This is a genomic window from Shewanella maritima, assembly GCF_043643735.1.
Lineage (GTDB): Bacteria > Pseudomonadota > Gammaproteobacteria > Enterobacterales > Shewanellaceae > Shewanella > Shewanella maritima_A.
Genome location: NZ_JBHZSM010000011.1, coordinates 80,225 through 96,074, shown reverse-complemented (window position 1 = coordinate 96,074; position 15,850 = coordinate 80,225). Strand labels below are relative to the sequence as shown.

The 15,850-nt window shown below is 38.2% G+C and carries 11 protein-coding genes and 2 tRNA genes; 7 read left to right on the top strand and 6 right to left on the bottom strand.

Translation table 11 applies throughout. From position 1 onward, the window contains the following. Positions 1–71 precede the first annotated feature (71 nt). The 5 genes from ACHUGF_RS12810 (at position 72) to ACHUGF_RS12790 (ending at position 6,561) form a co-directional block, all read left to right on the top strand. The gene (locus ACHUGF_RS12810; RefSeq protein ID WP_394131738.1) at positions 72–2,060 is read left to right on the top strand and encodes a carboxylesterase family protein; all 1,989 of its coding nucleotides are present in this window, start codon (positions 72–74) and stop codon (positions 2,058–2,060) included. 345 nt (positions 2,061–2,405) lie between these two features. Continuing rightward, positions 2,406–2,609: a DUF1656 domain-containing protein gene (locus ACHUGF_RS12805; protein ID WP_394131737.1), complete on the top strand. Its 204-nt coding sequence runs from the start codon at positions 2,406–2,408 to the stop codon at positions 2,607–2,609. 10 nt (positions 2,610–2,619) lie between these two features. Continuing rightward, positions 2,620–3,477 carry an efflux RND transporter periplasmic adaptor subunit gene (locus ACHUGF_RS12800; RefSeq protein ID WP_394131736.1) on the top strand — a complete coding sequence of 286 codons (858 nt, stop codon included), beginning with the start codon at positions 2,620–2,622 and terminating at the stop codon, positions 3,475–3,477. A gap of 18 nt (positions 3,478–3,495) precedes the next feature. Beyond that, the gene (locus ACHUGF_RS12795) at positions 3,496–4,821 is read left to right on the top strand and encodes an FUSC family protein (protein WP_394131735.1); all 1,326 of its coding nucleotides are present in this window, start codon (positions 3,496–3,498) and stop codon (positions 4,819–4,821) included. Positions 4,822–5,112: 291 nt separating this feature from the next. Beyond that, positions 5,113–6,561, top strand: a complete 1,449-nt coding sequence (locus tag ACHUGF_RS12790) for a phospholipase D family protein (RefSeq protein WP_394131733.1) — start codon at positions 5,113–5,115, stop codon at positions 6,559–6,561. Positions 6,562–7,900: 1,339 nt separating this feature from the next. On the opposite strand, the gene ACHUGF_RS12785 is transcribed toward ACHUGF_RS12790, so the two are convergent. After that, positions 7,901–8,815, bottom strand: coding sequence for a linear amide C-N hydrolase (locus ACHUGF_RS12785; protein ID WP_394131732.1), 915 nt, complete (start codon positions 8,813–8,815; stop codon positions 7,901–7,903). A gap of 319 nt (positions 8,816–9,134) precedes the next feature. Next, entirely contained in the window at positions 9,135–10,130 is a 996-nt protein-coding gene (locus ACHUGF_RS12780) for a linear amide C-N hydrolase (protein ID WP_394131731.1), read from the bottom strand. Positions 10,131–10,720: 590 nt separating this feature from the next. Here ACHUGF_RS12780 and ACHUGF_RS12775 point away from each other — a divergent pair. Further along, positions 10,721–11,902, top strand: coding sequence for a C45 family autoproteolytic acyltransferase/hydolase (locus tag ACHUGF_RS12775; protein ID WP_394131729.1), 1,182 nt, complete (start codon positions 10,721–10,723; stop codon positions 11,900–11,902). Between the two features lie 497 nt (positions 11,903–12,399). Here the strand turns inward: ACHUGF_RS12775 and ACHUGF_RS12770 are convergent, their stop codons facing one another. The 4 genes from ACHUGF_RS12770 to ACHUGF_RS12755 all read right to left on the bottom strand — a co-directional run bounded on the left by ACHUGF_RS12770 (position 12,400) and on the right by ACHUGF_RS12755 (position 15,195). Continuing rightward, on the bottom strand, positions 12,400–13,317 hold the full coding sequence (locus ACHUGF_RS12770) for a LysR family transcriptional regulator (RefSeq protein ID WP_394131728.1): 918 nt from the start codon (positions 13,315–13,317) through the stop codon (positions 12,400–12,402). Positions 13,318–13,535: 218 nt separating this feature from the next. Next, positions 13,536–13,612 (bottom strand) — tRNA-Val (locus ACHUGF_RS12765). Between the two features lie 19 nt (positions 13,613–13,631). Then, positions 13,632–13,708, bottom strand: a tRNA-Val gene (locus ACHUGF_RS12760). Positions 13,709–13,833: 125 nt separating this feature from the next. Beyond that, entirely contained in the window at positions 13,834–15,195 is a 1,362-nt protein-coding gene (locus ACHUGF_RS12755) for an MATE family efflux transporter (protein WP_394131726.1), read from the bottom strand. A 26-nt stretch (positions 15,196–15,221) separates the two neighbouring features. Here ACHUGF_RS12755 and ACHUGF_RS12750 point away from each other — a divergent pair, with 26 nt between their 5' ends. After that, positions 15,222–15,845 carry a riboflavin synthase subunit alpha gene (locus tag ACHUGF_RS12750; RefSeq protein WP_394131725.1) on the top strand — a complete coding sequence of 208 codons (624 nt, stop codon included), beginning with the start codon at positions 15,222–15,224 and terminating at the stop codon, positions 15,843–15,845. Positions 15,846–15,850: the final 5 nt, after the last annotated feature.

Genomic DNA, 15,850 nt, shown 5'->3' with positions numbered 1-15,850 from the left:
ATTTACGGAATAATTTAGCTTTAGGATGAGCTTATTTGGCCATTTAGACTACTAGCATTTTGGACACGAATATGACAACTAAACTTTCTATTATTTCGCTTTGCTTAGCGTTATTTTTAATGGGTTGTAGTGGTGATGATGAAAATAACCAAACACCGATAAAACCCGAACCATTAGAGCCAGGCCCTACAGAGCAGATTAATGTGGATTTAGGCTTTGCTAATATCACAGCTTTAAAAGAGTCAGTTGTTGTTACTCGTGTAGATGATGAGCAGTTACTGGTTGATATTCAGAGTTTTAAAGGCATTGAGTATGCTAATTCGACACGTTTTCAACATAGCCAACTCAAGCCATTAGTCGATGAGATTACAGCCACGGACTTTGGTTTTTCGTGTCCACAATTAAAAACGACTCTGCAACAGCAAGATGAAAATTGCCTATATCTGAATATGTGGCGTCCAGACAACACCATCAAAGGCGATAAATTGCCTGTTTATGTATTTATTCACGGTGGCGACTTTGAATATGGTGCAGGCTCTGAACCACTATTACACGGTGATACCGTTGTGGCACAAAATTTTGATGAGCAAAACCCAATCATTGTCGTCACCCTGAATTATAGACTTGGTGCATTAGGTAGCCATTGGGAAAAAGGAGAAAATATTGATGGCAACTATGGGATTGGTGATCAACAGCGCGCATTAGAATGGGTACAAACTTATATTGAAGATTTCGGTGGAGATAGCACTAATGTCACTTTGATGGGGCAGGGTGCTGGTGCAATGTCGATAAGTATTCATCAACAACAAGTCACTCAAGGAAAAATACCTGACACTTTGTTCAGTCAAGCGATTATGCAAAGCAATCCGCAAGGGTTTGAATATCGCACTTATAAAACGGCTAAAAGTCAGGACGAAAGTCTTGACTTAGAGAATGCGTCAATCGAAGAAATTTTGTCAAAACAAGCTAATATTCTCGGTATCGAGAGTCGTTTAATGTCATGGCTGATGGCAAGTGTCGACCCACTTGGCACATCAGATCAAAAAGTGCCAATGGGTGAATTAATGCCGTTTTCTCCCTATGTTGCTTGCCTAGAGACATCAGATGGGCTGCTGGGTCATAAATGTAAGGTCAATGATGACCAGCCATACCTTGCTGATTTAGCTGTTCCCACAGTGATGGGGACAAATACCAGTGATGCTGCAACAATGACCATGCTGCCAAGACTAACATTCTTGATCCCTAAAATCATTGACCTTTTAGTAAACGATCCTGATGTCGATCCACAAATGGCGAGGGGTGAGTTGCTTGAAATGCTTCCGCTTTGGCTCTCTGACGTGCGTAATCAACAGCTGGTGGCTCAGGTGTTAAAGCAAGAAATCGCAGAGCCAGATTTAGAAATGCCAACATTACCTAGTACTGCCTATGAGGCTGTAACATCGTTATTTTTTGGTTTAAGCAATACGAGTCAAACATCACAATTGATGGCCTATAAAGACTTTATGCCAAATAATGAAGTTGATCTGTCATTGGCTTTAAAAAATATGGCTCAATTTAACACCATGATGTACGACATGATGTTTATGGGCCCCACATGGACTAAAGCACGGACTACCAATCAATCAGTAAGTTTATATTCATTTTCATATGAGCCGAGCTTTAATGTATGGGCATATAATACAAAAGGTGAAAAAGGTGAATTAGATGTGTTTGATCTACTGAAAACCATAAGTTGTATCAGCGGCGCGTGTAATGGCTCTGAATTACCATTTATATTTAATAAACCCTTAAAGCTTGATGGCAGTTCAGTGAGCCCGTCAGCAAAAGATCTTTCACTCATGGCTCAGCTTTCGCGTTTATGGTTTAGCCCGGCTTTATTTAAAGATTACACATATGACAGTTCAGATAATGTGCTTGTTATTAATGGCGCTGATGACATAACCCCTAAAGCAAATTGGGACCAAAGCACCCAAGCAGGTGATGACCCTTCACTGAGTCAAGGCCGTTTAGCCGGCCTAGAAGCATCAGGGTTACTGGCGTTTTATCTCAACTCATTGTAGTTATCTTTGAACGTTAAATGCTCAGTTAATGCTGAGCATTTTCTTTTTCAGGCAATCAAAATGTGTTTTACAGGAAAACCTGTTTCTAAATAAAGAGATATATTTGCGATATAGCTTATTTTCTCTCTACAAAGTAGCAAGCCTAAATTAAACCTGCATTGATAAGCCATCCAGTTTAATTCAACTATGATGTGTTGCCTTTCGACGTATTACATCCTACATATGGCAGTTATTGATTAATGACATCCATTTTATATTAACGGCCACTGAGTTAGGTCAACAAAATGAAATTTGTAGAGTTATAACTGTTTTTCTACATGTCATTTGTCATTCTTGAGGTTACTTATGCCGTATGAATTTACACTTGGGGAAGTGTATTTCCCACCTTTATTGATCGTTGCATTGATGGCTTATGTGTTGGCGAACATTCTTACTGAAATTGGCGCCAAATTGGGTTTATACCAGTTGGTCGCTATGCCTGCATTATTCGAATTAAGCCTATTTGTTTTGCTAGTAGCAGTCATTGGCTATTTTCTACCATTTGCTTAAGGTATATGAAATGAAAAAATATTTGTTAACTATAATAGTCGTTATTGCTGCGAGTGTCGTCGCTTATAAATACTATCTGCATAATCAACAAAATCCATGGACACGAGATGGACAAATTCGTGCACAAGTTGTTCAAATCACGCCTCGTGTAACAGGAGAAATAACAGCCTTAAATGTATATGAAAACAGACAAGTAGAAAAAGGGGAACTGTTATTTGAAATAGATCGAAAGCCATATGAGTTAGCATTAAATAAAGCAAAAGCCGCAAATGCTCAAGCTGCTGCTGTACTGAGTAAAGCAAAAAATGAAATGCAACGTGCTAAAGGTCTAGAAGCACGTTCTCCTGGCGCAGTAGCCACGTTGGATTTAAATAATTATCAGTATGCCGTTGATTCTGCTACAGCTGATTTTTTAGCATCAAAAGCCGCAGTTGATGATGCTGAGTTAAATTTAAGTTATACCCAAGTTTTTGCACCAGCTAATGGTTTTATCACTAACCTTCGTCATCATGTGGGGGCACAAGTTGTAGCCAATAGTGCAGTCGTTGCTCTGATAGATGAGGATAGCTTTTGGGTTGAAGGTTTTTTTAAAGAAACGGATCTCATGGGAGTAAAAGCTAAACAAGAAGCCAGTGTAACTTTGCTATCAAATAGTAGAGACACCCTGTCAGGTGTGGTTGAGAGTGTTGGGCACGGTATTGCAAAAAGTGATGGCAGTACTGGAAACGAATTATTACCCAACGTTAACCCAAGTTTTCAATGGATCAGGTTAGCCCAACGTATTCCTGTCAGAATAAAGTTGACGCAACTTCCTCAAGATATCGAATTAAGAGTGGGTACTACAGCTTCAGTTCAAATTCATAAATAACGGATATTGAGCCTAATTATGTTATCTCATTCAATGCAACACACGATTAAAACAGGCCTAGCCTTATCGTTAACTATGATTGCAGCACATTGGCTAGGCTGGCAAAAAACATCTTGGGCGATGCTAACTGTCATTGTTATGTCTGTAACACAAGTTTATGGTTATTCAGCTTTAAAATCACAAAATCGCATTATAGCGACTTTGTTAGGCGCGGGTGTTGCATTTACTTTGCTATGTCTCTTTCCGCAGGACAGAACCTATTTTTTCATCAGCATTTTGCTTTATACCGGCTTCTGTATCCATATGGGGTTTGACAAACGTCGCGGTTATATTTACAGCTTGTCATTATGTATTGCGTTAATTATATCCAGTTCAGGCTTTACTGATGGGGCAACAGGCTTTGCAACAGCTATCATAAGACTGCAAGAAACTTTACTCGGCCTAGTTATTTTTTCTTTGGTGTTTAGGCTCTTGTGGCCAAATACAACTGCTAGTGAATTTAAAAGAGTGTCCTCAGAAACGGTAAAAACATTACGAGATGAACTTGCTGATACCGATAATAAGAAGCGAGAAGCCATACTAAAAAAATTGAATTCCAATATAGCCTTACTGCATGATTTGGTGTCACTGCCGGAGTCTAGAAAAACTGAAATTTTTAGATATGAAAATGAATTAACTTCATTAGTGAATGCATTGCAATATTTGGTAAGTGGGTATGCAGAGGGTAAGTTAACTGAAAAGGATATTGAATATTATATCGATATTATCGATGAATCAATTCAAGATCCAAGCCAGTATAATCCAAGTAATTTTGAAGGCATACCCTATGTACTTCAAAATAAACCTACTAATGGCACAATAAAAGATCATCTAAAGCCTCTTGCTATAGGGTTGAGTATGACTTTGACTATTCTAGCCCTTTGGGTGTATTTACCTGTGCCTGGCGGTGCGCTTTTCCCGATTTTAGGCATTGTAGTAGCAACAAACATGTGTATGTTTCCAGCAAAGTTAGCAACACCTATCTTATTTGCATTCATGACTTTTACAGTATCAATATTGATACAGTATGTTTGGTTATTCCCACTGTTTACAGAATCATGGCAATTAGCGATTGTGTTTTTCTTGAATATAATTTTTTGGCATAGTGTCTTGGATTTTGTCAATCTAGGCGCAATTAAAATTCTAATGGGTAATGCATTAGTCAATATACCCGCGAGTGCAACAGAATTAACACCAACCTACAGTATCGTTGGTCCAGTGACTATGGTGATGAATATATTTGTCATATTAGCCATATTTCGGTTCTTTGCCTTACTCTATGAAAATTTAGGCGAGTCAACTTAGCATAAGCACCTACGGGTGCTTTTTTCTTCTTAGCTAGCGTTTTTTGGGCTCTCTAGCTATGTCTCAACAATGAGAAACTTTGCAGTACAGTCTTATCCTCATACCGATTGCTATAATCCTAAGATATAAGCTTTGATATTTTGACATATTGTTTATTTGTTTCAATAGAGGGAGTGATCCTACACAAGAGAGTTATCCAAATATTTGTTTGCGATTATCCTGCCACTAATTAATTAATCATTGTGTCAATCACATAATGCTAGATGAAATATGCGTGATGGGAATAGGTAAATGAAACGATCGAATAACTTTATATTGTTGATTATTGTCAGTGTGGTTATACAAGCATGCACCTTGTCATATCCTGACATTGACGATGATTTCGAACAACAATGGACAGCAGCAACGTACCAAGCGAATGCTTATGTAATCCCTAGTGCACCTGAGGCATTAGCAACTCGGATTACTATGATACGGGAGGCGAATGCAACTATCGATATGACTTATTTCTCATGGGATAAAGATACGGTAGGGTTAGTGTTAATGAACGAGTTGCTTATAGCTGCAGAGCGCGGTGTCAAGGTCAGGTTAACGCTAGATGATTTACTCGTGTTTAATGAGAATTGGCTGGCCAGTGTTGCAAGTCACCCTAACATTCAAATTAAGATTTTTAATCCTTTTAAATCGCGTAAATCCGGTTGGGCAGGGCGAATATTTGATTTTGCTATCCACCAGAAGAAGCTTGACCATAGATTGCATGAGAAATATTTCAATGTAGATCATCAGCAGATGATTTTAGGCGGTAGAAATATTGGGGATGCCTACTTTGGCTTTAGCCAAAAAGGAAACTTCTTTGATATGGATGTGCTATTTACAGGTGAGCTTATTTCAGCTTTCGCTGATAATTATGAGCAATTATGGCAGGGTGATTATGCTGTACCTATTGATGAACTTATCATGATAAAACAACCCGGCTATGATGAATTTTATCATGAATTGACGAAGGTATTAAATCAAAACCAGCCAGTTGTAGACGCAATTTATCATGCGGTAGCTAATTTAGTAGATGCAGAATTAATTGCGGTTCATGCCACTCCAATTTTCGATTCAGTGGCTAAATTAACTAATAACAAGCCCTACTTCAGGTCACGTTTAGAGCATGAGGCAAGCATTCATTTGACTGATGCTAGTTCAGTCACAATATCAACGCCTTATGCTATTAAAGATGAACATTACTTTTCTACGATTTCAAAACTTGCAGCGCAACAAACGGAAGTGACTTTAGTCACTAACTCGGCTAAATCTAATGATTCAGCTTTCATACCCGCATATTATGAACAATATCGAGAAGAGTTATTAGATAAGCAAGTCAATATTTTTGAATATAAAGCTAATGCTGAAAATAAAGACCACTTTTATCATGAGCAAACTTATTACCATAATAAAGCGGTGATTATCGATGAACAAGTAAGTTATGTTGGATCATCTAACTTCGATCCACGTTCAGATTATCTCAATATAGAGTTTGGTGTATTAATTGAGAGCGCAAAGATTGCTAAAGCGATTAATAGTTATATATTTGAGCAGAAAGACTTATTATGGCAAGTAAAACGTGATAGTGAAGCAAAGACTTTCTGGCAGTCAGATGATGAAATCATTTATGATTCACCTGATTATCATTCAATGCACAAATTACCTGATTGGGTTTTACGTCACTTAAGGTTGAGCATCGAGCTGTAATGAGGTGTTTAAGCCCACTTGTTACTATGCCGTCTACGTATGTGGATGGCATATGTAAATGACAATTTATTCACTCCATGGCAACTTAAAACGCTGTAGAGAGTTAGTTTTCTAAACTGCCTAAGAGACTATTTTGACCAGCCAAGCGCTGGTTAAGTATTTTGTGAAAAATTCAATGCTTTATAGTGATTATGTGGAAAGTTGAAAATTAAACGACTGAATATACAAGAAGCCTTCACATTCTTAATAGGCTATGTTCTATAGATGGTCTCAGAGTTATTGAAGAACAGATTAATTGTTTTAAAACTAATAACCTAGTTTGTGATTGAGTAGTTTGTAACTGTCTTAATTGCTGACGAAATACTGGTTCTAACAACCCTCCTTAAGGTAAAAAGTGAAGGATTGAAATATAAATCCTAAAATACTCCGCTGTCTTGCTAAGACATGTTCCCCCATGCTAAATAAACCCCATAGCATTAATATATTAGTGATAGATGGTAGTATTGCTAAAACTGAGATCACAAAATTATTAGTATGAAATACGTTGCTACCTACGCTTGGTTTAAACATTATGAATGACAGGTTTAAGCGATAGATAAGTACCTGAAAGCAGCGGCTAGTAACTGGTTAAATAAACTTCTCAACTGAATCGGCTAGTCAGTTCCATTGATAATTTTTGAGTACCTGTTGAATCAGGCTGGTTAAAAAGTTCAATATTTGCATTTTCTGGCTGGTGATTGTGGCATTCGTACGGCTACTGATATAGTCAATAATTCTATCATGGATTTATATAGCTTACGTCAACTACAAAAAGGTGAGGGGGGCGAATTACCAGGCCCTGAGTTTACTAATAAATTAAATTGAAACATTTCAGGTATCTTTTAGTAATCCAGAAGCCTTAGGTGAGTTAGTCAGGTCGGATAATATCCATGTTATCAACTTTTACCATAGTATGGAGTTTATTTATATGACAAATTACTCATGCAGTCGGTTGTATAAAAGATTAAATATAGTACATATGCGTTATTAATGGGTAGCTAGACTCTATTGGGTAATTATTAAATTGTTTGTGAATAAAGAACGATATATGTTTGAATAATACAGTAGCTGTTTTGCGGGTGAGGGTTTTATTTATTTATTGATTTATTTTTGGAAGGTTAGAGTTAATATTACTTCTGAAAGTTCAAGTCACCCCCTAAATGAATTTATGCCCAATAACTATCATGCATGATAATGAATTATGCGAGAAATGATTTAAACTAGACGCACTTGAACGTTATATTCATGTGCGTCATAATTATTTTAAACGTACATTAAGCTGTATAAAATATCAGTATTATTACATCCAGTGAATCATTTCCATTGGCTTGAGTTGACTACTTACATTGCCTAAATTTGCACCTTCACCATCAACGATGGTCCCCACGATTTGAGCTCCTTTACTTAGATCTAGCTCGTCAAGATTTACCCAAAACAGACCAGGCTGATGTGCTGATTCAAAGAAATATGTTTTATTGCTGTGATCAGCTAGGGTGCGCCATAGCGTCGCAGAGATATTTGGGTGATCAGGGTCCGCCATGCCAAGTGGTACACCAATCGAGCGCATAATTGACATAGCTGCTGCCGTTGCGTCTTTTCCATCTTCAAATTTTGGCGTGCTATCGAGAAGATAGTCAACACGCACAAAGCGATCTGCAGCGTTAATTGTCCCCGGAAGCATACGATTTCCACCAACAGTTTTCCAGTATTTATTGATTGCGAGTTGTTCATCAAATGTTGGAGAGTTTGTCATGACTGTGAACTCTTTTCCATGGTGGATTATTAACTCCCCTTCAAGATATTCAAGAATAGCATTGTCACCTGATTCATCTGACAAAGAAACATGAGCCGTTGCAGCACGGCCATTTGCTAGAGGAGCTGCACAAATTACAAATGCAGGATCTTTCATCGCGTCAACGACCTCCTTAACTGTTGCAAAGTTATCTAAGAAATACTGTGTCCAAGCGCCTATTGATATTAAAGGCTTATCAGATGTGCTGTAGTCGCCATAATCTGCTTCTGCAAAATAAAGCGCATTCGCTGCAAGACCTGCTTCATTTAAACCATCAGTAGATGCAGCACCATACATTGATGTAAAAACAGAACCATATTTTGAGGTCCACGTTAACGCATTTTTATAATTACCACCTGATTGTTTGATGCCGCGTGGCATCGCTATTACGGCGAAATTTGAAGTTGGATCATTCCAATCCATACCACTACCAGTAATATATTATTCAGACTGAGTTTGGTATACAATTCTAGTACACATATTGATTCCTATTTAGTTTGAGGATAAATTAATTTTCATTCAAATATTTCTGAACTTGTGTTTAATATATCCTTATTTATTATTTTTGATGAATCGCTCATGATGGATGTAACTCATCAAGTTAAACGTATTCATAGGGGCAATTAATATCTACAAAATTATTGTATTCGTTGAATATAAAAAAGCCTTGCTCAGAAAGAGCAAGGCTTAAAATAGTTTATAATAATTTCTAGCTAGTTATATTTATAACAAAATTTTTAACTTAAAGTTTTACCATGAATGAATTATCCAGTGGAATACGGAATTTTTTACCCATCATTTCATACACTTTGAATTGAACTGTATTCCAATTGTCTTCAAAATTATATTCAAACACACTTTCACCAGTTTCAAGGCTTTGTGTTAGCGTCCACTCAGTCGCGTAGCTTGATACTCCTTGACCGTTACCAAAATCTTTATATGGTGCATCTGCAGGCACGCGAAAAGGTACAGTTGACAGCTTCATCATTGCACCGCGATCACTGTTTGGTTGGTGTAGCTTACTGGCAAAATAGCTAGCGTGTACAAAGCGGCTAGGTGAGTTACCATTACCGATTGAACCGTAATCTGTATCGCGTGTTGCATCTTCCCAAGTGTGTTTAACATTGTTTCGAGTTTCAATTTGATACTTCATTGACGGATCGTTTGTCATTACCATGGCTTCTTCGCCGCGGTAAGTGTTTAGTCCATCCTCATCCATTTCGATGACTAAGCGATCACCGCTTTTATCTGTGACAGACCAGTGAAGCTTCATCTCAACAGGCATTCCATCCATCATTAGAGAGCCATATTTCAGTGTTGGCAGTGCTTCTACTACTTCTTCAACAGATGCATAGTTAGCTAATAAATATTCTGCCAGAGTGAAATGAGATAATTCATTGTCACTTTTCACTGAGTTCATGGTCATGTCGGGGTAGAAAAGTGTATCAACCTTCATCCCCTCACTGTTGACACCATCAGCAACTAGCTCACCATACGCTAATACAGCGACTATATTGTATTTCACCGTGTACATATCACCATGACCGTTACCCTGCATTGAACGAACGTCACCTTTGTTGATATTACCTAGCACTGGTTTAGTTGACTCCATCCAATCCATGGTGCGTGAAGTGTAGGTACCCAGATGAGTATTCCACGCAACCGAAGTACAGGCGTGTGCAAAACCTGCAGTAAGTGAACCCGCCAAAATCGCGATAGTAAGAGCTTTTAGTTTCATGTTTTTCTCAAATTCATTAAGGAACGGGACGAATCTTATTCGGATTTAATGCTCTATATAAGTCGCGTATGATGGGTCAAACCCTTCAATTGAAAGTAAAACGCTTCGAGGAAGCGACTTGGTTATTTGGCTAAATTAAAATTTAGTCGAGATACGGATCTAATAGATGCACTTCTTAAAAATGAGGTACGTTTTTGGGACTTGGTTAAAATAGGCGAAATTAACCAACATGGGATTTGTTAACAGGCAGTACTTAACCCGTGAGTTTACGTTGCAGTGAACATAGTAAAGTTCAATATAATAAAGCTCAATAAGGTTGTGTTGTTAATTGAAGTTAGGAAATAAGTTCTAATATTTAGCCATAAACGAGTCATTTCTGAAATTTAAATGTGGGAACCTTCTGTCAAAAATATGTGCAAATAAAAGTCATTGACACAAGTTGTCAGCATTATCTGTTCTTATTTCATTCTGTTTTTCTCAATACTTGTTATCATTGATGCGTTCAATCCTTCAAATGTGATTAATTGTATGGATGTTTCATCGTTAATATAGGTGCCACTTAAACACCAACACTCATATTAGAGGTCAAAATGAACACATCAACACTTAAACAAATTTCTGTAGCTGGTAATGGCAAAATGTTTGAAACCGGCGAAGATATGCTTTACGTACTGCAACTCCAAGGTAGCTGGTATGACATGGGCAAACAATATGGCGAGTTGTCGAAGCATCACATGCAACTAATGTATGACAAAATAGTGCAACCTGAGTTTGACAGAGGATTTATTAGCCAAGATGAAGCTTTTGAATTGTTTGGTAAACGCGTTTTCGCCGCATTAACTTTACGTAGAAAACAATATTTTCAGGGTGTCGCTGATGGGTTAGGTTGGCCATTAGAAAAGGTTATTGTATTGGATCAAAGTGGCCCGATGGCTATCTACCTTGGCAAGCTCCATTCTTTTTCTGGATGTACTTCCATCGCGTCATGGGGAGTGAACACTACTGATGGTCACACAATTGTTGGTCGCAATATGGACTGGAGTGATCTGTTTTTAGATTTTCCTGTTTATGTCACAGTTTACAACCCGACAGACGGTTCAAATTCACTTGTTAATGTTAGCTGGCCTGGTTGGATGTGGTTGGTTACAGGTTTTAATGACAAAGGTGTGTACACTGATCTGCATGATGGTACCTCTATGGGAGGCAACATAGTATCTACCGAAAAGCCATCATTTCTAAATTCTGTATTCGACTTCATGACAGAGTCAAACACGGCTACTGCAATGAGTGCACGTTTTCAAGCTACACATTCAGATGTTGCAGCAATCTGGATGCTTGCAGATAAATATGGCGAGGCTTGTGCTTTTGAAAATACAGTACACGAGAGTCGAAAGCGTGTGAGTGACAAAGACGCTTCTTCATTTATTACTGTAAATACATTCTTAAACCCGGATTGGGGACTAGGACCTCGTGAAACACAAAGCTTTTCATTAAAACGCTTAGATAACCTAACAGATAGACATAGTGAGCAAGCAGGCCAAATCGACGCAAAAGCTATGCGTGATATTTTTGACCTGCCATTATATGAGCCAGACGGTAGTTTTAAAGTGAATGGTGGGGTGACCAAACCAACAAATCAAGATGTTGACTTGACTAACTACCAGGTGGTTACAGACCTTAATGAACTGCAACTTTGGGTTAAATTACCTGCTTTGGGTGAAGCATCTTATTGGGCACATATTGATGTAAAAAGCTTGTTTACCGCAGGCTAATGAGACCATGAACTTGTGAGTTTGCAAGGATGCAACTCCTCTCAATTCAAATCAAAATAAAGTGCCAGGAGTTAAAAATACAAGCTAACAAAAATATACTCTGACGAATTTTTACCGGTGATACTGCTAATTTATTTGGCAGTGGGGTTTACCGCTTGTTTCTGGAAAATTAAAGTGGCTTTTGAGCTAAATGATCACTTCATATCCAAACTAACCCTAACTATTCACATCTGCCTAGTGGTTTTGGTTAACTGAGTTGACAGTAATATGAACATAACAAGTTTGGTTATAACCTTATAAAATGCGACAGATTAAGCTGTTATGACACTAATTATAGAAATTAGATAAGCAGTGAATCTAGGTGTTTAACACACTTTCCTGTGGTTATGTGTTTAATATCACCTAACTTACAGCACTCAATTAACATCTATATGGAAATTAGATTAACTCACCGTAAACACGAGCTGTAGCTTTGATTAAGGGAAAACGATTTTTAATCAAGGGTACTGGTTCTGTATATCGCGAAAGTGAATAATATAATTGTCGATAGCACTAATAATTGATTTCTTAATCGAGAGAATTTGTTGTGAGTGAGGATTCCACAATGAAAACGACAATTTTATGCCATGCTTTAATTCGTCAAACATAACGGGCTCTAGATGCTCGGTAACGTATTGAGATTCTGACATTACCTTTGGCAACCAAGCCCAGCCCAAATCACTTTGTATTAACTTAATAACCAATGCTAATTGATCCACCTGCTCATTGTTTGCAGACATGACGACTTTATCTTCTAAGCCTTCATCAATAAATGCACTCAAGACAAACTGGCGGGTAGTGCGAAGCGCCGCAAGAATGCTACTGTTGGGCAATTTTGTTATTGCACTTCCTTTTTTAACAAAAGGCAAGAACTCAACGTGACCTATAAAAGTGACATCCTTGCCATACATCCCTTTACCTTTGTCAGAGTTAACCAATCCAAATTGGATTTCACCCGACTCCAGTCCATCTTCAATTTGCTCTTTTGTTTTAACGACGAAATTGACTCTTAGATTAGGGAAGTCTTGGCTAAGTTGCTGTCTTATGTCAGAGAGTATGCCATGGGGTACTACGCTGGAGTAGGCGAAGGTGATGCCTTCAATTGCTCCATAAGCAAGACTAAGTGCTATCTTATCGAATGTATTGGATTGCTCAATAGTCGCCTTGGCGTAATGGTATAATAGGCTACCTTCTTCTGTTGGTTCGACTTTTCGCCCAATGCGTTCAAATAGTTCGACCGCCAGTACATCTTCTAAATTAGCAATCACCTGACCTGTGGTTGTTCGATGTTTGTTTAATTTGGCAGCTGCTTTACTGAAAGAACGCTCTTCGTACACAGTAACAAAGGCAAGTAACTGTTCAATACTAAAATTCATTACTCAATATCTCTTTTGTAGGTATCAAATTAAAACTAGCATGCTTTTCTTGGGGGATCATGACATTTAGTGACAAAGATGATTGTTTGTGTAGCAAGTTAAAATAAATAAAATGAAAAGAGAAGGTTGGTATCAGTTTTTTTTAATAAACGTGAATTAAGATAACTTTATGCAGAATACAAATATTGAAATAAAGTGCTAGCGGGAAACCTTAGAAATGGTACAACCGAGTGGATTCGAACCACCGACCCCCACCATGTCAAGGTGGTGCTCTAACCAACTGAGCTACGGTTGTATTGCATTGACTGAAGAGTTGGTACAACCGAGTGGATTCGAACCACCGACCCCCACCATGTCAAGGTGGTGCTCTAACCAACTGAGCTACGGTTGTAACGCTGAGACTTTCTCTTCAAAGCGGGCGTTATATTAAGTGCCTAATTAGATCCTTGCAAGCAAAAATACACAAATTTGTATTAAGCGGCCAATTGGTATGCAAATTGATGTAATAATCTACGTTTAAGAACTTAATTCGACACGGATTTTGTTTCTTTGAACATACAATAATCGCCAAGCAAATAAGATTGCGGCTGTAGACAGTCCAGCTATTAAGCCAATCCAGAATCCCCTAGCGCCCATAGGTTCTACAATATAATTGGTATAAGCAAGCACATAACCGATAGTCATGCCTACTAACCAATATGAGACAAAAGTAATGTAAAAGGCACTCTTAGTATCTTTGTATCCCCTGAGTGCGCCTGCAGTCACAACTTGTATTGAATCTGAAATCTGATATAAGCCTGCAAGCAACATGAGACTTCCAGCCATTGCAACAACCTCAGGGTTATTATTATAGAGTAGGGCAATTTCATATTTGAATAACACGGTGAAAATTGCTGTACAAGTGGCAAGGCCAAGGCCGATAAATATCCCGACCTTAGTGGCTAGTTTGGCAATATCGAGTTTCTCTCGGCCTAAGTAATAGCCGACTCGAATGGAAACGGCTATACCAATTGAAAGTGGTAGCATGAATACGATCGATGAAAAGTTTAATGCAATTTGATGGCTGGCGACCACATTGGCACCTAAAGGCGCTAATAACAATGCAATAACGGCAAATAAACTCACTTCAAAAAATAATGCCATCGCAATTGGAAAGCCTAGCTTAACCATCCGGAATATTTTACCAAAATCAGGTTTGTGAAATTTTCCGAAAATATCTAAGCTTTTTAGCTTTTTATCGATAAACATGTAGACCAACATCGCGATAAACATAGCCCAAAAAACAAGTGCTGTAGCTACACCACAACCCGCACCACCAAGTGCAGGCATACCAAACTTGCCATGGATGAAAATATAGTTGGCTGGGATATTTACCGCTAAACCCACAAAACTAATAATCATTGGTGGTAAGGTGTGAGATATCCCCTCACTGCTACCACGCAATACCTGATACAGTAAAAAGGCAGGTGCGCCCCATAAAAAGTAATTAATATAGCCAGTTGAAAGAGAATGAAGCTGTGGTTCTAGATCCATTTTGTCCAGTATAATGGTCGAACTGCTCAGCAATAACATAACACCGAGCGCCCCAAATAAAGCGATATAACTGGCTTGGTGTACTAATGGTTGGATGGCACTTCTTTGGTTAGCACCATCTAGTTCAGAGAACACAGGTGTAAAGACCAATATTAAACCCTGTACAAATAATAATGTGGGTAACCATAAACTTGTACCTACAGCGACAGCAGCCATATCTACCGCGCTTATTTGGCCGGCCATGACCGTATCAATAAAGCCCATTAACGTTTGGGTTATTTGTGCAATGAAAACGGGTATCGCAAGTTGCAGTAACCGTTTGGCTTGATAGCCGGAGTTATTCATAATCGCCTTAATGTAAGAGAGAGAACATGTTTACAGGTATCGTTCAAGCCACATGTGAAGTGGTTAATATCGAGAATAAACCAGGATTGAAAACATTTGATATTCAATTAACACCTGAGTTGTCACAAAACCTAAAGATAGGTGCAAGTGTAGCGAATAATGGTGTTTGTTTAACCGTGACTCAATTGCGCGATAATATCGCTAAATTTGATGTGATGGAAGAGACTTTATTGATTACTAACTTAGGTAAAGTGAAACAAGGTGATCAAGTTAACATCGAGCGGTCGTTGACCTTTGGCAGCGAAATTGGCGGGCATGTCATGTCGGGTCATATTCATACACAAGCGAGTGTGGTTGAAATTAGTCAAACTGCTGAACACTACAATATTTTACTTGAAGTACCACAAAAGTGGATGGACTACATATTCTTCAAAGGCTTCATTGGTATTAATGGCTGTAGCTTAACGGTTGGTGAAGTCAAAGATAATCAATTTTGGTTGCATTTAATCCCTGAAACGTTATCAATTACAAATATATCTGATCTTGTAGTAGGTGACTTTGTAAACATTGAAATTGATAGCCAAACTCAAGTTATTGTTGAAACCGTCAACAAGATTATGCAAAGAAAATCATCAGCACAACCAGCGTAAAATTG

Coding starts and splice junctions, on each gene's coding strand:
- ACHUGF_RS12805 (WP_394131737.1), top strand. CDS start 2,406: ATGCCGTATGAATTTACACTTGGGGAAGTGTATTTCCCACCTTTATTG.
- ACHUGF_RS12790 (WP_394131733.1), top strand. CDS start 5,113: ATGAAACGATCGAATAACTTTATATTGTTGATTATTGTCAGTGTGGTT.
- ACHUGF_RS12775 (WP_394131729.1), top strand. CDS start 10,721: ATGAACACATCAACACTTAAACAAATTTCTGTAGCTGGTAATGGCAAA.
- ACHUGF_RS12755 (WP_394131726.1), bottom strand. CDS start 15,195: ATGAATAACTCCGGCTATCAAGCCAAACGGTTACTGCAACTTGCGATA.
- ACHUGF_RS12800 (WP_394131736.1), top strand. CDS start 2,620: ATGAAAAAATATTTGTTAACTATAATAGTCGTTATTGCTGCGAGTGTC.
- ACHUGF_RS12780 (WP_394131731.1), bottom strand. CDS start 10,130: ATGAAACTAAAAGCTCTTACTATCGCGATTTTGGCGGGTTCACTTACT.
- ACHUGF_RS12785 (WP_394131732.1), bottom strand. CDS start 8,815: ATGGATTGGAATGATCCAACTTCAAATTTCGCCGTAATAGCGATGCCA.
- ACHUGF_RS12810 (WP_394131738.1), top strand. CDS start 72: ATGACAACTAAACTTTCTATTATTTCGCTTTGCTTAGCGTTATTTTTA.
- ACHUGF_RS12750 (WP_394131725.1), top strand. CDS start 15,222: ATGTTTACAGGTATCGTTCAAGCCACATGTGAAGTGGTTAATATCGAG.
- ACHUGF_RS12795 (WP_394131735.1), top strand. CDS start 3,496: ATGTTATCTCATTCAATGCAACACACGATTAAAACAGGCCTAGCCTTA.
- ACHUGF_RS12770 (WP_394131728.1), bottom strand. CDS start 13,317: ATGAATTTTAGTATTGAACAGTTACTTGCCTTTGTTACTGTGTACGAA.